Annotated in this window: 16 protein-coding genes; 7 read left to right on the forward strand and 9 right to left on the reverse strand. The window is 39.4% G+C overall.

Features of this window, described 5'->3' with window-relative positions; translation table 11 throughout:
- The first annotated feature begins 76 nt into the window (after positions 1–76).
- Positions 77–1,477, forward strand: a complete 1,401-nt coding sequence (locus I6E72_RS13140) for a M20/M25/M40 family metallo-hydrolase (protein WP_197112584.1) — start codon at positions 77–79, stop codon at positions 1,475–1,477.
- An 86-nt stretch (positions 1,478–1,563) separates the two neighbouring features.
- On the forward strand, positions 1,564–2,505 hold the full coding sequence (locus I6E72_RS13145) for a tetratricopeptide repeat protein (RefSeq protein ID WP_024589662.1): 942 nt from the start codon (positions 1,564–1,566) through the stop codon (positions 2,503–2,505).
- A 44-nt stretch (positions 2,506–2,549) separates the two neighbouring features.
- Here I6E72_RS13145 and I6E72_RS13150 read toward each other — a convergent pair whose 3' ends face one another.
- Complete coding sequence (locus I6E72_RS13150) at positions 2,550–3,455, reverse strand: DUF808 domain-containing protein (protein WP_024592606.1); 906 nt, start codon at positions 3,453–3,455, stop codon at positions 2,550–2,552.
- Between the two features lie 145 nt (positions 3,456–3,600).
- On the opposite strand from I6E72_RS13150, the gene I6E72_RS13155 reads away from it, so the two are divergent.
- The 5 genes from I6E72_RS13155 to I6E72_RS13175 all read left to right on the forward strand — a co-directional run bounded on the left by I6E72_RS13155 (position 3,601) and on the right by I6E72_RS13175 (position 8,919).
- Positions 3,601–3,882 carry an MliC family protein gene (locus tag I6E72_RS13155; RefSeq protein ID WP_007580576.1) on the forward strand — a complete coding sequence of 94 codons (282 nt, stop codon included), beginning with the start codon at positions 3,601–3,603 and terminating at the stop codon, positions 3,880–3,882.
- A 66-nt stretch (positions 3,883–3,948) separates the two neighbouring features.
- A complete protein-coding gene (locus I6E72_RS13160; protein ID WP_165736044.1) occupies positions 3,949–5,979 on the forward strand; it encodes a methyl-accepting chemotaxis protein in 2,031 nt (676 codons plus the stop codon).
- Positions 5,980–6,050: 71 nt separating this feature from the next.
- Positions 6,051–7,517: a 4-hydroxy-3-polyprenylbenzoate decarboxylase gene (gene ubiD, locus I6E72_RS13165; protein WP_007580574.1), complete on the forward strand. Its 1,467-nt coding sequence runs from the start codon at positions 6,051–6,053 to the stop codon at positions 7,515–7,517.
- Positions 7,518–7,626: 109 nt separating this feature from the next.
- The gene (gene fre, locus I6E72_RS13170; RefSeq protein ID WP_024589658.1) at positions 7,627–8,340 is read left to right on the forward strand and encodes an NAD(P)H-flavin reductase; all 714 of its coding nucleotides are present in this window, start codon (positions 7,627–7,629) and stop codon (positions 8,338–8,340) included.
- A 168-nt stretch (positions 8,341–8,508) separates the two neighbouring features.
- Complete coding sequence (locus tag I6E72_RS13175) at positions 8,509–8,919, forward strand: CBS domain-containing protein (RefSeq protein ID WP_024592608.1); 411 nt, start codon at positions 8,509–8,511, stop codon at positions 8,917–8,919.
- Positions 8,920–8,983: 64 nt separating this feature from the next.
- Here I6E72_RS13175 and add read toward each other — a convergent pair whose 3' ends face one another.
- From add to cyaY, 8 genes are all read right to left on the reverse strand, one after another.
- A complete protein-coding gene (gene add, locus I6E72_RS13180; RefSeq protein WP_007580566.1) occupies positions 8,984–9,985 on the reverse strand; it encodes an adenosine deaminase in 1,002 nt (333 codons plus the stop codon).
- A 126-nt stretch (positions 9,986–10,111) separates the two neighbouring features.
- Positions 10,112–12,799, reverse strand: coding sequence for a CHASE domain-containing protein (locus I6E72_RS13185; protein ID WP_165736043.1), 2,688 nt, complete (start codon positions 12,797–12,799; stop codon positions 10,112–10,114).
- Positions 12,800–12,850: 51 nt separating this feature from the next.
- Positions 12,851–13,960 carry a heme biosynthesis HemY N-terminal domain-containing protein gene (locus I6E72_RS13190; protein ID WP_024607744.1) on the reverse strand — a complete coding sequence of 370 codons (1,110 nt, stop codon included), beginning with the start codon at positions 13,958–13,960 and terminating at the stop codon, positions 12,851–12,853.
- Positions 13,957–15,798 carry a uroporphyrinogen-III C-methyltransferase gene (locus I6E72_RS13195; RefSeq protein ID WP_197112586.1) on the reverse strand — a complete coding sequence of 614 codons (1,842 nt, stop codon included), beginning with the start codon at positions 15,796–15,798 and terminating at the stop codon, positions 13,957–13,959. Before I6E72_RS13195 ends, I6E72_RS13190 begins: the two co-directional genes overlap by 4 nt.
- Entirely contained in the window at positions 15,799–16,737 is a 939-nt protein-coding gene (gene hemC / locus I6E72_RS13200) for a hydroxymethylbilane synthase (protein ID WP_101217677.1), read from the reverse strand.
- A gap of 35 nt (positions 16,738–16,772) precedes the next feature.
- Positions 16,773–17,750: a DUF2914 domain-containing protein gene (locus tag I6E72_RS13205; protein WP_197112588.1), complete on the reverse strand. Its 978-nt coding sequence runs from the start codon at positions 17,748–17,750 to the stop codon at positions 16,773–16,775.
- Positions 17,751–17,772: 22 nt separating this feature from the next.
- Entirely contained in the window at positions 17,773–18,429 is a 657-nt protein-coding gene (locus tag I6E72_RS13210; RefSeq protein WP_024589652.1) for an alpha/beta hydrolase, read from the reverse strand.
- Entirely contained in the window at positions 18,426–18,749 is a 324-nt protein-coding gene (gene cyaY, locus I6E72_RS13215; RefSeq protein ID WP_002960979.1) for an iron donor protein CyaY, read from the reverse strand. The genes I6E72_RS13210 and cyaY overlap by 4 nt, the downstream gene beginning before the upstream one ends.
- Positions 18,750–19,082: the final 333 nt, after the last annotated feature.

Here is a 19,082-nt window from a genome sequence, read left to right on the forward strand (position 1 = left end):
CCTATTCATCTCATCTATTTTTTATCATGTTTGTTACATGCTCTAATAGCGCTAATTATTAAAAAGGCCTACAAAAATGAAAAAATTAATTACCGCACTGCTGCTTACTAGCAGTATGGCTGCAAACGCTAACAGCGCCGAATTTACCCAAAAGCAATTACAACAAGTAGACGAAGTGCGCACCTCTGCACTAAATAGTGATTTAAGCTATAAATTACTAGAGTCATTAACAACTGAAGTTGGTCCTCGCTTACCCGGCACTGAAAACGATAAAAAAGCAGTGGCATGGGCTCAAGCCAAATTTAATGAACTGGGCTTTGATAAAGTATGGCTAGAAAAAGCCACGTTTCCTAAATGGCGTCGTTATAGCGAAAGCGGAAAAATACTAACACCAAGCGAGCAACCACTGCACTTAACTGCATTAGGTAACAGTATAAGCACGCCAAAAGATGGGATTACAGCGCCGGTTGTATTATTCGAAACACTTGATGAATTAAAAGCCGCACCGGCGAACAGTTTAAAAGATAAAATTGCATATATTAATTACCGCATGAACCGCGATATAGACGGGAATGGTTACGGGCCGGCTGTAAAAGCACGCGGTACAGGCGCTATAGAAGCGTCTAAAAAAGGCGCTGTTGCCTTCATGATGCGCTCGGTTAGTACCGGTCATCATCGCTTTGCACACACCGGCGGTAGTTACTACAAAGAAGGTGTTACAAAAATACCTAACGTAACAATTGCTAACCCAGATGCAGATCAAATAGCACGCTTAGTTGCTTTAAATAAAGACGTATCGGTAAATATTAATGTGCAAACCGAAAGCCTTGGTGAAGGCACTGGTTATAACGTTATTGGCCAATTTAATGGTACCGAAAACCCTGAGCAATATGTATTAATTGGCGGGCATTTAGATTCTTGGGACTTAGGGACTGGCGCATTAGATGACGGCGCAGGCGTTGCACTAACAATGGCAGCCGCTAAACATATTAGCGATGTAAAACGTCCTAAGCGCAGTATTCGTGTGGTACTTTTTGCAGCTGAAGAGCTAGGTCTTTGGGGTGCAAAAGCTTATTTTGCAGAGCATAAAAACGAGCTAAGCAATATTGTTGCAGCCGCTGAGTCTGATTTTGGCGCCGATGTTGTATATGCTTTTGAGTCGAACGTAAGCGCAGAGTCACTTCCTGTAGTTCGCGCTATAGCAAAAGAACTTGCGCCGTTAAATATTGAGTACATTGGTAAAAACCAAGCGAATGGTGGCCCCGATCTAATTCCACTTAAAGCAGCAACGTCAGCGCCTATTTTTGAACTTGCTCAAGATGGAACAGATTACTTTGATTACCACCATACAGCTGACGATACGCTTGATAAAGTAACACCTGCTAAGCTTCGTCAAAATACCGCTGCATATGCTGTATTTGCTCTAATGGCTGCCGATGCAAAAACCACTATCAAGCCTAAAGCTCAAAATAAGTAATAACAGACATACTTACTTACAGTTTGTAGCTTTAACTAACACGCTTCTTGTTTTACCTTTAGGTAATTAAACAAGGAGCGTGCTTTATGTTACTTTTCAACACGAGTGAATCATTTCCACATTTTGCACAAATAACACGCTGCCCTCACTGCCAAAGCGACGCCTACCATTTAGTAAATAAAAGCCGCTATTTACGATTTAGCATTTTACCTATGCTTGCCTTAAAATTAAGCTATAAACGCGAGTGCTATCAATGCGGAAAAAGCGAACCTGTTAAAATACCGCAACTACCGTTAATAGAAAAACTAAGCCTACCTAAATACTTTATTGGCGTATTTTTATTGCTTTGGATTGTTTCGTTTTTTTATCAACAACACCTTGATACCGAGACTCAAAAGCAAAGCTATTTGAATACACCTAAAATATATGACACCTACTTAGTACACGCCGACAAATTTACACACGAACCCTGGACCCTAACCAATTTAAGAATTGCTCAAGTTTTAAGTTTTGATAAGCAGTTTATTACCTTTCAGATAAGCAACTACAGCTATAAACGTAATAATAGTATTACCTTGGCAATGCGTACCAGCCAACTAATTCAAGACAATTACTTCTCCACTAAAACAATCACCCTCCCTCGTGATGAAGTAAAGCGTTTATATAAAGACGAAGCTATTTATGACGTGCTGCGACCTTATGCCAACAGCCTTTATGGCGGGTTTGTGATGTTTCCTCCCAAACCTAAGCCACTATATAAAGGTTTAAAACTCGATAAAAACAATCAACAAGGCATTATTTATTTTAAAGATAAGTTGTTTTTTGAAGCATTTAATAGCTTTAAGCTAGCTGCTGAAGCGGGTTCTCAATGGGGGCAATTAAATTTAGCGCAAATGTATCGTGATGGTCAGGGAATAGCTCAAAATTATCAACAGGCTATTTATTGGTATAAAAAGGCCATTGAGCAAAAAAATACTAAAGCACAATTTGAATTAGAATCGCTTTGTAAAATAGCTAACTGTGAATGAGTGAATTTAAATATAGCTGGCGCAACAAGTACGCCAGCTATAAACTATTTTTTAAATAACTTTGTATAACTTACATGTATAAGCACAACAACTAAGCCGGCAATAACACCTAGCAAACCATCAAACAAGAGAGGCGCTAATACTTCTCCAGTGCCGCCAGCAACAGACTGAGCATAGCTTGTTACATCCACTTGAGTATGATGCAGTAACTCAACACCATGCACTAAAATCCCGCCGCCTACTAAAAACATTGCAATGGTGCCCGCAAATGCTAAAAACTGCATCAACCTAGGCGCTGCTGCGAGTAAGCCTTTACCAAGTAACTCTTTAAATTTATTAGCTGACACTTTAGATTGGTTGAGTAAATAAAGCCCGGCATCATCCAGCTTTACAATACCGGCCACTAAGCCATAAACGCCAATCGTCATTATAATTGCGATAACACAAAGCACTAAAGCTTGGTTAAGTAATGTAGCGCCTGCCACAGTGCCTAAAGTAATAACAATAATTTCGGCAGAAAGAATAAAGTCGGTTCTTATTGCCCCTTTTATTTTTTGTTTTTCATACTCAACTAAATCTAATTTTTCATCTTCATCTACCACTTCATTGTGATGAGGCAAAAACTTAGCAAATACTTTTTCAGCTCCCTCAAAACACAAAAACAAACCACCCATCATTAAAAGCGGTGTTATTAACCAAGGCAGCCATACGCTTATTAATAAAGCAGCGGGTACGAGTATCGCTTTATTTAAAAATGAGCCCTTTGCCACAGCCCAAACAACCGGTAATTCACGCTCTGCTGCAACACCTGTAACCTGCTGTGCATTGAGCGCTAAGTCATCGCCTAATACACCCGCTGTTTTTTTTGTTGCTACCTTACTCATTGTCGCAATGTCATCAAGTAAAGTGGTTATATCGTCTAATAACGTTAAAAGGTTAGTGCCTGCCATAAAGCTTCCGAGCTCAAAAAATATTGCTATAAACATAACGTAAAGCGCTACTTTCACCAACGGTTAATTTTGCTTTGTTATTCTTACATTAGATTAAAATTTTGCCCTGTGTTTTAACTAACTTTTAAAGAAGATGGGAGGAAAAATGAAAGTATATTTAGCATTAATCGCTATTTTACTAAGCTTAACCGCATGTAGTGATTTACAAACCAGTACTGCTTACCAATGCGATGATGAGAGCGTAAAACTCAATATCATTAATAATTCTGAAGCCGAACTTATCTTTAACAATAAAGTGCATGTACTTAATCACGAAAAAAGTGCATCAGGGAATAAATATATAAGTGAAGAGGTACTGTTTTGGGGTAAGGGAAATGAAGCCATGCTAATCATTGCTGGTAAAAAAAGACAGTGCATCAAGGTTTAACACAAAACCAACCAATAAATTACAGCAATGCTACAATAATTAAAGACCCATTATTGTGATGAAGTTATGCGTTCAATTGCGATCAAACATAAAATAATTTTAGCTTTTACAGCCATTGGTTTATTGGTGCTAACAAGTAGTGTGTTTTTTTATTGGTCATTAAACAAAATTAGCGTTAACAATACCCGAACCGAAAAATTAGCAGTTCCGGTACAACAGTTCAGTAAAGATTTAAGGCTATCATTACTGTCTATTACCAAATTTAATGCCTTAGCTTACAGCCAAGCAAACCTTGATTTACTTCAACAAAATAAAAAACAGGCGCAAGCTGAACAACAACAATTTAGCGATATGCTCAATTCGTTAAGCACTCAACTAAATCAACAAATAACAATGCAAAATTTACTCACCAGTACCAACGCAGGCTTCGAGCAACTGACTAAAGTAAGTGTCGCAATGTTTAGTGCTAAAGAGAGTAAGTTTGTAGCGCAAAATTCCACCATAGAATTATCAGCAACGTTTAACGAGCAACTTTACAATTTAAGTTCTAACTTACTTGATATAGAACTTTTAGAAGTGCCTGCAAAACAGCAGGCGCTACTTAATGCGATGTTTGGAACAGCGACCCGTATAGATGATTTATTGTTTAACTTAAGCAATAATATAAAAAGCATTACTCAAACTACAAGTATCAATGATTTAAATAGCCATCAGCAAGATACCCTATTTCTACTAGATAACATCCAACCTAATTTCACCTATTTAGAGCAACAAGCGCTACCTTTTAATAATGCGTTTAATGCTAAAAATTTAACGGCTAAATTTAATCAATTAAGAGAGTTACTTAACAACGATACAGGAATTTATGCCCAACAAAATAAAGTACTCAAAAGTACTATTGCTGCGGCTCAAAATTTTGAACACTTTCAACAGCAATTTATAACAACAGAAGGTCAGCTTATTGAACTTAATAAATTGGCTGATGAGCGCTTTAATGCCTTACAAACTAATGCAAAGGCCGCCATAAATACAGGGATTAGTTCTGTAGTAATTATTACGCTTGTTTTAATTATATTGATTATCGCTATCTCTATTTTTACAACTCGCGCAATGCTAAAACCGCTTAAAAAAGTAAACCGCGATTTAGCCCGAATCGCCTCAGGTGATTTATCAAAGCGAAGCCATCCGCGCAGTAAAGATGAATTTGGTACTTTGCTAAATAACATAAATAAACTCAGTGAAGACCTTACCCAGTTAATTGGCGCAATTAGTAGTGACGCCCATGAACTAGACCGCAGCGCTATTAAAACCAGTGAAAAAGGTCAGCAAATGACGGTTGTTGCACAACAGCAGTTGGAGCGAAGCGCGCAGGCAACATCGCTTGCACAAAATATGCTAACCAACTCACAAGCGGTTTATGAACAAGCAGATAAAACATCAAGTGAAATAACCAATGCATCGCAATTTGCCAATGACGTAAACAAGATTGCTAATAAAAATAGTCTAAGTATAGAAACTTTATTACAGCGCCTTGATAAAGCAGTAGGCAGCACTGAGGAACTAGCCCAACACACTCAGCTTATTGAAGCCATTGTTGAAACAATTAGCAGCATTGCCGAGCAGACCAACTTATTGGCACTCAATGCTGCAATTGAAGCAGCGCGAGCGGGTGAAAACGGACGCGGGTTTGCTGTAGTTGCTGATGAGGTTCGATCATTAGCTGCACGTACACAGACCTCGACTAGCGAAATAAACACCATGATCCAAACATTGCAACAGCACACTCAAACAACTCAAGAACACATTACCGATGGCCAACACCAAGCCAAGCAATGTGTTAAAAACAGCACTGAACTAAATAAAGCCGTAGAGCGTATTAAAAGCACATTGTTGTCTGTTAATCAGATGAGTGAGCAGATTGCTCATGCATCACATGAGCAATTGACTAACAGTAACGACATTCAACAAATAATGGCCAAGGTGACAGAGCAAGCAACCTTGAATGCCAAAAACGCGACAACCCTAGCAAGCGAAAGTGAAGACGTAAATCAACTTGCACACTCCTTAACAAGTGCCGTAGAGCGCTTTAAGTTTTAAGTGCAAGTAATGACTTGGCTTGCATGAAATGGGTATAATACTTCAACTCTTTTGCTTAATAGCGGCCCACAATGAAATATAAAGATCTACGTGATTTTATCGATTTGCTTGAAAAAAAAGGCGAACTTAAACGTATCACCCAAGAAATCGACCCGTATCTTGAAATGACCGAAATATCTGATCGCACATTGCGTGCAAAAGGCCCTGCGTTATTATTCGAAAATCCAAAAGGCTACGATATGCCGGTGCTTACCAACCTATTTGGTACACCAAAACGCGTAGCAATGGGCATGGGCCAAACAGATGTTAGCGAGCTTCGCGAAGTGGGTAAGCTACTCGCTTTTTTAAAAGAACCTGATCCACCAAAGGGTATTAAAGAAGCTCTAGGTGCTATACCTATTTTTAAGCAAGTGCTTAATATGCCTGCAAAAGAAGTTAAAAAAGCGCCTTGCCAACAAGTAGTTTTAGAAGGTGATGATGTAGACTTAACTAAATTACCTATTCAGCATTGCTGGCCAGGTGATGCAGCGCCATTAATTACTTGGGGCCTTACAGTCACTAAAGGGCCTTATAAAAAGCGCCAAAATTTAGGTATTTATCGCCAGCAATTATTAGGCAAAAATAAAATAATTATGCGTTGGTTGTCGCATCGTGGTGGCGCGCTTGATTTTCAGGAATGGTGTAAAGAAAACCCAGGGCAACCTTACCCTGTCTCGGTAGCACTAGGTGCCGATCCAGCTACTATATTAGGTGCAGTAACGCCTGTACCCGACACATTAAGCGAATATGCATTTGCTGGTTTATTACGTGGTAGCAGAACCGAAGTTGTAAAATCTATTTCAAATGACCTACAAGTCCCTGCCAGTGCAGAAATAGTACTTGAAGGTTACATTATGCCAGGTGAAATGGCGCCAGAAGGCCCTTATGGTGACCATACCGGTTACTATAATGAAGTAGATGACTTTCCAGTAATGACGGTAACTCACTTAACGCATCGTAAAGATCCTATTTATCACAGCACATTTACTGGCCGTCCGCCTGATGAGCCTGCAATTTTAGGTGTAGCACTTAATGAAGTGTTTGTGCCGATATTACAAAAGCAATTTCCTGAAATCGTCGACTTTTATCTGCCGCCTGAAGGGTGCTCGTACCGTATGGCGATTGTAACAATGAAAAAACAATATCCTGGCCATGCTAAGCGCGTGATGATGGGAGTTTGGTCGTTCTTACGTCAGTTTATGTATACCAAGTTTGTAATTGTGTGCGATGACGATATTAATGCCCGTGATTGGGAAGATGTTATTTGGGCTATAACAACCCGAATGGATCCTGCTCGCGATACAACATTAATAGAAAACACACCTATTGATTATCTCGATTTTGCATCGCCAGTCTCTGGCCTTGGTTCAAAAATGGGAATGGATGCCACCAATAAATGGCCTGGCGAAACCACCCGCGAATGGGGCGAGCCTATTGTTATGGATAAAGACACCAAAGACCGCGTAGATGATATTTGGGAAAGCCTTAATATTCTTTAAGTGTTTATATGTAAGTACATAACAGGCTATAAAATAACCCTGCAGATATGCTAGAATCGAGTCATTCGATTGCGTATCTGCTGTTTAAAGCGCTGCTAAAAGGTAAAAAATGCAAACATTAAAAGCTGAAGTTGTAGCTATCAGCCCACTTACAGAATTTGTTCACAAAGTAATTTTAAAGCCACAACAACCTGTGACCTTTGAAGCTGGCCAATACATGCAACTCGTATTGGGCGAAAAAGACAAACGTGCTTTTTCTATAGCTAGTCGCCCTTCACAGTGCGATGCAATAGAACTGCATATTGGCGCGTCAGGTGCCGATTCGTATGCAATGCAATCGCTGGAACATTTACGAAACGCCCATACCACTGGGCAGTTAGTAGACATTGAAGCTGGCTTGGGTATTTCACAGTTGCGCCTGCAATGTGAGCGCCCTATTATTTTACTTGCCGGTGGCACTGGTTTTTCATACGCAAAATCAATGGCTGATCACTTAGCTGAAATTAAGTGCGACCGTCCTGTATTATTTTACTGGGGTGTAAAAGAAGAGTCAGCTTTATACGCACATACAGAAATGCAAACATGGGCCGATAGCCACAAAAACTTTGAGTTTATCCCTGTGGTAGAAAATCCATCTGCTAATTGGCAAGGTCACACTGGCTATGTACATAAAGCGGTAATGCAAGATATTGTATCACTTGAACCATACGATATTTATATGGCCGGTCGTTTTGACATGATAGGTATTGTCCGTGATGACTTTATTACTCATGGTGCAATTCGTGAAAACATGTACGCAGATGCATTCGCATTTATCAAATAATTGAAATTAACTTTCAGTTATGAATAAAGGCACCTAATCGGTGCTTTTATTTTATATAACAACAAATACTTAATAGTTAAAACCTATCAATCTCATCAACATAAACAATTTCCTAAATCCCTATCTATAAACCATACTTTGTATAGAACATCAGCGGGAGAGACCCAAATGCTAAATACAAAAGTAAAAGATTTTATGCAACGCAAGTTGCCAAATATCACACCAGATACAGAAATGACGACAGCCATCGCAGAACTACAAAAATTTAAACTACTTGGCGCACCAGTATTTGATAAAGATAAATGCCTAGTCGGATTTATATCTGAGCAAGAACTATTAAAACCACTTACGCAAAGCAGTTATTTTTGTGATGGGATGGTTAAAGTATCGCAACTTATGCAAACAAAGGTAGTGACCGTTAGCGGCGATACCAATATTATTGAGCTTGCAGAGCAAATGCAGCCCGGTAAACCAAAAAACTACCCTGTTGTAGAGGGTGTTAAAGTAATCGGTATGATCAGCCGAGCAGACGTACTTAAAGCGCTTTACGATAATTACATAAGCTGTCAAACGCGTTAATTAAACTGACATTACAAATACAAAAATGCCGCTTATATAAAGCGGCATTTTTAATATTCTTAAATTAACGTGCGCTAACGATTGCTGAAAGTTCTTTTTTATCGCCATCGCTTAAAAATGCTATTTCTAATGCATTTTTTTGGGCTTTTTCCATATCAGCTTGAGATAAGCCCGCTTTAGGTGCTGCAACGGTATATTCGTACTCAATTTCAATGCCTTCAACCGCAGGGTCATCAGTATTAATACACGCTAAAATACCGTGATCTAAAAACTGTTTAAGTGGGTGCTTAGCTAAATCGTTTACTGTACTGGTTTGAATATTACTTGTTAAGCACGACTCAATACCAATACGGTTATCGCGTAAGTAATCCATTAGTTTTGGATCTTCAATAGCTTTAACGCCATGCCCTATTCGGCTTGCACCTAGCTCATTAATTGCTTGCCAAATACTTGGAGCACCGAGTGCCTCTCCAGCATGAATAGTCGAAGCTAAATAAGCATTTCGTACTTGTTTAAAGTGCTCTACAAACAACTCACCAGGAAAGCCAATTTCGTCACCGGCTAAATCAACAGCGACTAAATCATTTTTAAATGCGAGTAAAGCATCAAGCTCTTTTTGACATGTTTTTACGCCATAAGTACGCGATAAAATACCAATCAAGTTAGCTTTTATATTTGCACCCTTTGTAGCTGATTTAATACCATCAACAACCGCCTCTACAACCCCTTCTGGGTGTAAACCTTGGCTTTGTGCCATGTAGTAAGGGCTAAATCGAAGCTCTACATAATCAAGGCCTTGTGCTTGTGCATCTTCAATGTTTTCAATCGCTATGCGTCTACACGCATCGTAGTCGCCAAGTACAGTGACACCCCAATCTAACTTTTGTAAAAAAGCCATAAGGTTTGGCTCAGGGTCAATAACTTGAACATGAGGAATTAATGCCTCAACGTTATCTGCAGGTAACTCTATATTAAACTGACGACCAAGTTCTAATATGGTTTGCGCACGTACATTACCATCTAAATGACGGTGAATATCTAGCAAAGGTAATTTTCTATTGATCATAATAGCAACCCAGTTTAGTTAAATTTGCGCGCATGATACGCAGATATAGTTATTTTTCAAGTCTATATGGTTTGCGTTAAGTTTAAGCGGTCATATGTCTGCTTTTTGTGCAAAAAATAACGTTACTTATTTATTTGATAAATAGTGCCAAAGAGTTTTAAAAAGCGTATTTGCATCAATAGGTTTGGTAATATAACTATTCATTCCAGAGGCTAATGCCTTTTTAACGTCATCGTCATGGGCGTTCGCCGATAGCCCTATTATGGGTAAATCAATTAACCCTAAATCACAACGAATTACTTTTGTTGCTTGGAGTCCATCCATTTTTGGCATCTGAATATCCATAAGAACAATGTCGTAGCTATTTTCGGTTAGCTTTTCTATGGCTTCAAAACCATCATTAGCAATGTCGGCAATACACCCTTTTGTTTTTAAAATGGCACTGGCAACATGCTGGTTAAGTGGGTTATCTTCGACTAAAAGTAACTTATAGTTTGCGAATGATAAGGTACTTACATCTATTTCGTCGTATTGCTGTTGAATTTGCTCTGCCTTTGGTAAAGGCGATATAAGCGGCAAACTAAATGTAAATGTAGAACCTTTGCCTTCATAACTAACTAAATCAATTGCACCACCCATTAACTCAACCAGCTTTCTGCAAATACTTAACCCTAAGCCTGTACCACCATATTGACGTGAGGTTGAGCTATCGGCTTGCGCAAACGGTTTAAACAATTGTTTTTGTGCTTCGCTACTAATACCAATACCCGTATCGTTAATACTAAAGTAAGTCATTTTTTTCGACTGCCAAATTTTCAGAGTGATCTCACCTTCCCCTGTAAATTTAACCGCATTATTGAGCAGATTCAGCAGCACTTGTTTTAAGCGGATTGGATCGGTATTAATGACCAAATTTGATGTTTTATCAAAATCGAGACTTAACTTTATTGATTTAATGTCAGCTTCAAACTGAAGTAAATTAAGCATTTCATCCGCTAAACTCGCTACGTTAATAGGCTCTTGCATTAAGTCTAGCTTGCCTGCTTCCATTTTTGAAAAGTCGAGCACATCGTTTAATACCCGCAGTAAAACACCCAGTGCTCCATCTGCTTGTTCAATGTAACTCCTTGCTTGTTGCCAATCATTCTGTTGCAGCGCTAAATAATGCAGCCCTTTTATACCGTTAATAGGGGTGCGGACTTCGTGACTCATGTTTGCTAAAAACTGTCCTTTAATATGACTCGCTTCATCTGCTTTTTGTTTTTCTTTGCGTAATGTATGCGTTTGCTTAGCCACTTGTTCGCGAATTTGTATGTTTGTACCTGTAACTGAAATCAAAAATGTAATCAGTAACCACACAAACAACATACCTACTATTTGTGCAAGCCAATACATTAACCAAGACGTTCTAACTATTGGTTCATATAACTCGACCTGCCACATGCGTTTGCCAATCAACAATTGGTATTCTTTAAACAGCGTTTGCGAGTTATCGGTATCGGCAATATAAATTGCCTGCTTTTTCCCTGGTATCGTTGTATCAAAAAAACTGACTGAAATTGAGTTGTTGTGATCAAATAATAGTGTTTGCGATAAGCGTTTCAGACTGACAATCGCAGCCACAAAACCTTGAAAATCATCTTCGGTAGACGACTCTCCAAAAACAGGATATAAAAAGAGTACACCGTCTTCAGCTGTATTTTGGACTAAATTAATTGGCTCACTTAGTGCAAGTTCATTAAGCTCTTTCGCTTTGCTAAGCGCTGCACCTCTTACTTTACTAGAAGCTAAATCAAACCCTAAAACACCTTCATTATCTTTTAAGGGATATACATATTTTACAGGAAAGTAATTACTACGAGTACCTGCAGGTTGCCAACCTCCATCAAGTGACTTTTCTTTTATATATAAAGGTTTGCCTGTGGCTGTATTTTCATGTGTTTCAAAATCTGCGAGTTTATTTGCTGGTACATAAGGTATCCATTCAAATGCTAAAATTTCTTGGCTATAGTCCAACTGCTTTGAAGTAAATTGTTTAAACTCTTTAAAGTTCACGTCATTACTACTAGCAAAAAATGTAGCTAACAATCCTAAGTGAGCAGTAATACCATCGAGCTTCTGGCTTATAGCATTTTGCACAGTAAGTATTTTGGCTTCTTGCTTTTGAATGTCTTTTTCTTTTTTAACACTGGCAGCGCCATAAAAACTAACGCTGATTAGTATATAAATTAATAGTGAAGGTAAAATTACCAACATACGGTGGCGTACTTGCGTGTAATTAAAGGCTGCGAGCATGAGTGGAGTAAATATAAGTACACCGATACTGTCGCCAATCCACCATGCTATAAAGCTATCAAAAATAGCATGCGTAGGGATCACATTATTCAATGCTAATAAACTAGTTCCCACACCTGCAGCAATAACACAGCATATTGGTCCTGCTACTATTAAGCTCTGCACACTGTGTTTTAAAGAAGATAAATCTAGTGGAGCCTTTATAACATTTACTATAATTTGACGACCAATCCAAGCCTGTAAAACAGAGGCTAAAGTGACGCAAATAGCTTGTAAAAGCACATTAAAATGAAGAATATCTACGGTGTTATCAAGATGAATTAAGTTAGTACAGAAAGCACCAAGAATAAGGCCAATAAATGACTTACGTCCCCAAATTAAAAAGCTCGCTAAAGCAATTCCTGAGGGCGGCCAAGAGGCGACCGCATAGCCATCTACAGAAAGAAGTGAGTTGCTAAAATACCCAGTAAAAAAGTAAGCACAAGCCAAGCTAAGGGTTAATATTAAAAACTTTCTCAATGCTTGTGCTCCTGAACTACAAAAAATGCTAAGTAGTTATAGTGTAGTCATTTATTGATATAAAACGAGCGCCTTTTCTGCTTGTGCACTATTTTTATAACTCAAAACAGCTTGTTCAGAGAACTGTTTTTTATTGTCACTATTCAGTGCTTTATCAAAAATTCTAGCTGCTAAGTCATAATCACCTTTAGCATTAGCAAGGCAAGCCAGCGCAAGTAATAGTGAATTATTTGAATCATCCTTTTTAAGGCGTTCTTGTATGTTTATTTGCAACTTAGGCGCATCGGCTGCTGTTGATTTACTTAATATATTGGCAAGCTCTAAGTGTTGCTCATTGTGCTTAACCATTTTAATTAAGTCACTTTCAATAACAGCCAATTGACCTGCTTGCGCCATTTGCATTAAATATGCGGTGTGGGCATGAGCTTGCAGCTTTTTAGGTAGCTGTTTATATTTTTCGCTCAGTTTGTCTGCATCTAACGCATTAAAGTAGGCACTAAATAACTGCGTCCACTGTGCATCAGTAAGTGCTTTTTTGCGCAGTAAACGCGGCAAAAAGTCTTCCAGCGCACTAAAGTGTTGTTGCTGTACTAATACTTCTGCATAAAGTTTTAACTCAAGTGCGGTGACTTTTTTAGCTTCTGCACTAATACGCATTTGTGACTCAATCGCGCTACTGTCGCCACTTGCCAACCATAGCTTTGCTACTTTTAATTGATGCTCTGGGCTTATTTCAAATAAACGCTCAAGTGCTTTATCTGTTTGATTATTAGCAAGCGCTGCTTTTGCAAGTAATGCTAAGCGAATATCTTCAAACTTATCTGGTACGCTATTACCCGATAAAGCCTGTTCTACGTGCTCGTAATCATCATTAATAGCACTCCACAGAGCCTGCTCAATAGCTGCTTGTTTGCGCTCTTGGCTACGTGCAAAAAAGCCATGTTTAGTATTATGATAAATCGATAATAAGTAGCGGATTAGCTTGTATGTTAAATATAAAACAACAGCGGTAATGACTGCCATTATACAAAACGATACTATCGTGCCTTCTATCGTCGTATTGTTAAATGAAATAAGTACATAACCTTTTTCATCTAGCACAAATGGAGTAACCGCTAGTACAACAACAATAGCTACAATTAAAATAATTAGCCCTATCATTGCGCCCACTCCTTAACCTTTTGTGTACTATTTAAGGTTATTTTTGGATTAAAATTAAGCTGCTCTTTTTCGAGTTTAGACAACGCTTTAAGTACCGTTTTGGTTGCATCATCGTCTTGCTTAAAGTACTCACCAACTAAACGCTTTGCTTCACTTAAGGCGCTAAAGAAAATACTCGCCTGCTTACTCATAAGTGCATCTTGTGCCTGAGTTATATTAAGCTTTATACGTTGATTAATTAAATGGCGCTCTTGATCTGTAAGTAATGGCTCAATGGAAACACCCTCGTGCTGGCGAATAGTAATAAAGCTATCCACAATTTTATTCCAGCTATTACTCAGGTTTTGCTGCCAATCACTCACGTCATCACTTAAAGCATTTTCATCTATTGCAGCCGCTTCTTCTGGCAAGTTAACCGCATTAAAAACTAAATTATCAACGCTATTAAGTGCACTGTTTAGCTGTAAATAAATAGCCTCTGTTGCTATAGGTTTAAGGCTATCAAGTGTTTGTATGTCTTGCATAATAGCTTGGCGAACTTCAACTGTTCCTGGGTGTTCGCTAAGTAATGCATCTAAGCGCTTTAAAACAGCACTAGTGCCTTGGTAATCTTTTTCAGCCCATAGTTTAAATTCAGCCATACGCTGTAAGCTGGTTACTTCTTGTGGGTTTAAAGACGAGCCTTGTTGCTGCGCTTTTTGCAGGGCTGCTTTTAGCTCTTGCTGATTTTGAGCTGCACTTTCACTTAGGGTTGCGGCTACTTTTTTCTCACTATTAAACAGCGCTTGCTGCAAATTAGATTGCGCCGATTTAAGTGCTTGCAGCTCTTGAACGAGTAACTTATTTTGCTCGCTTAACTCATTAACGGCTAGGTTTTGCGCCTTACCAGCATTTAATTTTTGATAAAACTCGTATCCAACACCAGAGGCCACAATTAACGAAATAAGAAGCGCAAGTGCTGCAACCTTACTTACCTTTTTTTTGTTTTTTTCTGTCGTATTTTTTGTAGCTGCTGGCTCTTGCTTAGCTGATTTAGCTGAGGCCGTGTTAGCTATTGTTGATGTGGCTTTTTCTGCCGTAACTGGCTTTGACTGTTCGCTCATGTTGCTACCTTGCTGATTTATGCAGGTAAACATAGCATTATCGCTAGCCCCTGCTGCAATGTGTATATTAGCCGAACTTACCTGTTGCAACTTTAAATAAGCGGCTATCCGCTCGCTTGCAACATAAAATCGGCACTGTTGTAACCATTGTAGTTGGTGTGCAGTAAGGCTTTTAAATATAGCATCAACTGCTGCATTACTTGTTATGACTATACCGTGTACATTCTGGCCTTTCCAGTGGTCTGTCCAGTTAGGGGTGATACTCTCTGTGGGTTCACGTTTGTACACAACACAATTATTTAAAAAAGCACCACGCTCTTTTAGCGTTTTAGCTAACTCAGGGCGGCCACCTTGCCCCTTAACTAACACTATATTACTGCCATCAACCTCGGCGAGTGATTTGAGCGCAAGTAACCCTTCTGAATCATACTGCTTTGGTACTGCTGCGCGCACACCAAATTGCTCATATATAATGTTGGCTGTTTGTTGTCCAACCGCATAAAACTGCGCTTTGGTATTTATATCGGGTTTTAATTGCGAAAGTGCACTGACTGCATCTTGCGATATAAATATTATTTTATCTGCATTTAACAGCGGACTAAGTTCAGTGCTGGAGGGTGTTAAATGCGTTATTTTTAATACCGGAAATAAAGACGCCTGATAACCCGCTTGCTCAAGTTGCTGTGCAAGGGCTGCGCCTTTTCCTTCGGGCCGAGTTATCAGAATATGTGTCATTTATGCGTCTCTATAAACTTCAGCTAATATTTTGTCTGCGCCTTGAGCTAGTAATTTTTTAGCAAGCTCAATACCTAGTTCTTCTGCGTCATTTACATGACCTGTTACTTCGTCACGTAAAATTTCGCTGCCATCAACAGCACCAACTAAACCACGCAAATGTACCTGCTCGCCATCAACTAATGCATAAGCACCAATAGGAACTTGGCAACCACCTTCTAAATAGCGGTTCATCGAACGCTCTGCGTTTACGCGAATACGTGTTTGTATATGCTCAAGTGGTGCAAGTAATGCCTTTGTTACTTCATCATCAATACGACATTCGATACCTACAGCGCCTTGACCATTTGCCGGTAATGACACTTCTGGCTCAATGTAGTCAGCAATACGCGACTCCATTTCTAAACGAATAAGCCCTGCAGCCGCTAAAATAATAGCATCATATTGGCCGTCATCTAATTTACCTAAACGCGTATTTACATTACCGCGCAAATCACGAATATCTAAATCAGGGCGAAGTGCTTTAATTTGGCACTGGCGGCGTAAGCTAGAAGTACCCACAATGGCGCCCTGTGGTAGCTCGTTTAAATTTGCAAAATTGTTTGATACAAACGCATCACGCGGATCTTCACGCTCACAAATAGTATACAGCTCTAATCCTTCTGGGAACTCTACTGGCACGTCCTTCATAGAATGCACGGCAATATCAGCTCGGCCATCTAACATGGCTTGCTCTAGCTCTTTAACAAATAAGCCTTTACCGCCAATTTTAGCCAATGGCGTATCTAAAATTATATCCCCTTGCGTCGACATTGGGACTAATTCTACGCGCACATCTGCATGAAAACGCTCAAGCTCTGCTTTTACAAATTCGGCCTGCCAAAGTGCTAAGGCGCTTTTGCGCGTTGCGATGCGTACTAATTTTGTTTTTTCTGTCATAGGGGTATCCAATTAATTACTGCGTTTAGCTAGTTTTAGTCAGCTAAAATTCTAAATTCTTTTTGGGCAATTAAATTGCCTTGCTCATCAACTACATCAACACGCCAATGGCCTGTCTGTGTGTCCATGATATTTTTTGTTGAGTACGTTCTGTAGCGAGGCGAAGTAACATTAAGTGTAATTTCAGCCATAGTTTCACCTTCAAACGACCAAACATGCTTAACTTGCTGGCCTTGAAGGTTTTTAATCTCACTAAAAAACGAAAGCCCTTCATCAAACTGACTTAATCTAATATCAGCAGCAAACACATTAGTAGGTTCACGCTTACTTACTTTGCGAGTAAGTACTGCACGGCTAATTTTACCTGTATCTATTTGCGCCCCCAATGCCACACTTGCCACTTGTGCTGTAGGTGAAAAACCTTCAGTGCCACTCAATGCACCATCATCACTTTCTAACTCTAAAAGTAAGTCGCTTTGACTGGCTGGCTCAGCTACGTTTTGAGCTTCTGCGGTTTCTTCTTGCACATCATTATCAAGGTTTGAGTTTAACTCTGTATTAATACTCTCACTTTGATCAATCACAATATCGTTGTTAGCTAATAAAACTGTATCAGTATTTACAAGATCCGCTTTATCAGGTGCATTAATTGATATGCTTTGCTCAACCTCATTCTGCGCAAATAATAACGGTTCAATGCTCGGTTGCGTTATCTCTGCGGGCTCGTTAGGAGTGTTGTTTACTGATGATTGAGGCTCAACATCCGTTACTTCAACGCTTGTCTGGTTTTGAGCGTTACTACTAAAGCTTAAAAATTGCTCCTGCTCATTTGGATGCTCACCTTGCTCTGCACTGGCTGACGTTGTTAAGCCATACACAACTGCTGCAGAGGTCATTAATACCAACATAGCAATACTCACAATACGACGCCAATTCCACTCGTAGCTTACCGTTGGTACACTCTCTTGTAGTTCGCGTTTAACATTTGCTTTAATAACTATTTTTTGACTCATATTGACCTCAGCGGTTCCAAAATTAGCTTAAACGAGCAATTAACCATTGGCGAATAGCTTGCAATTCTTCTGCGCAAACTTGGTGGGCCATTGGGTATTCTTGCCAGCTTACATCCATGTTATGTGCTGTTAATACTTCAAACGCACTTCTTCCCGCACTATGCGGTACAACGTTATCTTGGCTACCATGAGCCATAAATACGTTTAAATCAGTATGCTTTGCTTCATCAGTAAATTTTTGCGGCACACACATATAAGTAGAAAGCGCCATAACACCCCCAAGCTTTTGCTCAAAGCGCGGTGCTAAATGCAGAGACACAACACCACCTTGAGAAAAACCAGCTAAAATAATTTTATTAGCAGGTATGCCATTAGCAATTTCTTTATTAATTAACTCTTCTACCTTTGCAGCCGAATCCCTTACGCCTTGTTCATCGGCACGCTTATCTAATTCTATAGATTTAATATCGTACCAAGAGCGCATTTCCATACCACCATTTATGGTGACCGGTTGTACTGGCGCATGCGGAAAAACAAACCGTATACCAAGCTCACTTGGTAAATTAAGCTGCGGAGCTACGGGTGCAAAACCATCCCCAGAGTCACCTAAACCATGTAACCAAATAACCGTTGCTTTGTGCTCACTTTGGGCTGCATATTCTACAAATTCTAAACTCATAGTGATGATTGCCACTTAACTTCTTGGCCTGCTTGGCGAGTTGAGGCTTCATTTATAAACGCCCAAAATTCAGCGCCAGAGCGGTTATCAATCCATAACCCATCACGCATTTCAAAATGATGTCCGTTAAACTTAGTCGCAACCCATACTTGATGAAGAGGTGCTTGCTTATTAATCACTATTTTACTTTTATCAGGAAAAATAATTTCTAAAATACCTTGTGCCGATTCGTAATCTAAATCAGCTTCGCAATCATCAACCTGCTCTTCAATAGTGAACATAAGAGCTTCGGCTAATTGGTGATATTCGTGTTCAGTCATTGTTATTTCCTTTGCAGGCGAGCCGCCTAATATTGGGTACGTTTTAGCTTTGAATTAGCTTTAAAAATGTGCAGCTAGGGCCTGTTAACCTTTCAGGATTGAAATTTGTTCTATCTAGGGGCGATTTAATCGCGGCGCGAGGTTTGTAACCTAGTGGACTAAGTTAAAACCGAGCAACAAAGAGTAAATCGTTCCTAGGACGAACCCAACGGGCAGCGCAAATTCAACCTCGAGAGATAAACAAGTCCTAGTGTAACAGGAATAAAATCATCCGCGAATAGCTGCATTTTTTAGATATTCTGTTACTCTGCGATTATAAAGCCAGCAACCGTA

The sequence above is a fragment of the Pseudoalteromonas sp. NSLLW24 genome (assembly GCF_015864725.1).
GTDB lineage: Bacteria > Pseudomonadota > Gammaproteobacteria > Enterobacterales > Alteromonadaceae > Pseudoalteromonas > Pseudoalteromonas arctica.

Excerpts from the sequence above, each read along its gene's own strand:
- hemC (WP_101217677.1), bottom strand. The coding sequence starts at position 16,737 with ATGACAGAAAAAACAAAATTAGTACGCATCGCAACGCGCAAAAGCGCC.
- I6E72_RS13145 (WP_024589662.1), top strand. The coding sequence starts at position 1,564 with ATGTTACTTTTCAACACGAGTGAATCATTTCCACATTTTGCACAAATA.
- I6E72_RS13160 (WP_165736044.1), top strand. The coding sequence starts at position 3,949 with ATGCGTTCAATTGCGATCAAACATAAAATAATTTTAGCTTTTACAGCC.
- I6E72_RS13205 (WP_197112588.1), bottom strand. The coding sequence starts at position 17,750 with ATGAGTCAAAAAATAGTTATTAAAGCAAATGTTAAACGCGAACTACAA.
- I6E72_RS13150 (WP_024592606.1), bottom strand. The coding sequence starts at position 3,455 with ATGGCAGGCACTAACCTTTTAACGTTATTAGACGATATAACCACTTTA.
- cyaY (WP_002960979.1), bottom strand. The coding sequence starts at position 18,749 with ATGACTGAACACGAATATCACCAATTAGCCGAAGCTCTTATGTTCACT.
- I6E72_RS13195 (WP_197112586.1), bottom strand. The coding sequence starts at position 15,798 with ATGACACATATTCTGATAACTCGGCCCGAAGGAAAAGGCGCAGCCCTT.
- I6E72_RS13190 (WP_024607744.1), bottom strand. The coding sequence starts at position 13,960 with ATGATAGGGCTAATTATTTTAATTGTAGCTATTGTTGTTGTACTAGCG.
- I6E72_RS13175 (WP_024592608.1), top strand. The coding sequence starts at position 8,509 with ATGCTAAATACAAAAGTAAAAGATTTTATGCAACGCAAGTTGCCAAAT.
- add (WP_007580566.1), bottom strand. The coding sequence starts at position 9,985 with ATGATCAATAGAAAATTACCTTTGCTAGATATTCACCGTCATTTAGAT.
- ubiD (WP_007580574.1), top strand. The coding sequence starts at position 6,051 with ATGAAATATAAAGATCTACGTGATTTTATCGATTTGCTTGAAAAAAAA.
- I6E72_RS13155 (WP_007580576.1), top strand. The coding sequence starts at position 3,601 with ATGAAAGTATATTTAGCATTAATCGCTATTTTACTAAGCTTAACCGCA.
- I6E72_RS13210 (WP_024589652.1), bottom strand. The coding sequence starts at position 18,429 with ATGAGTTTAGAATTTGTAGAATATGCAGCCCAAAGTGAGCACAAAGCA.
- I6E72_RS13140 (WP_197112584.1), top strand. The coding sequence starts at position 77 with ATGAAAAAATTAATTACCGCACTGCTGCTTACTAGCAGTATGGCTGCA.
- fre (WP_024589658.1), top strand. The coding sequence starts at position 7,627 with ATGCAAACATTAAAAGCTGAAGTTGTAGCTATCAGCCCACTTACAGAA.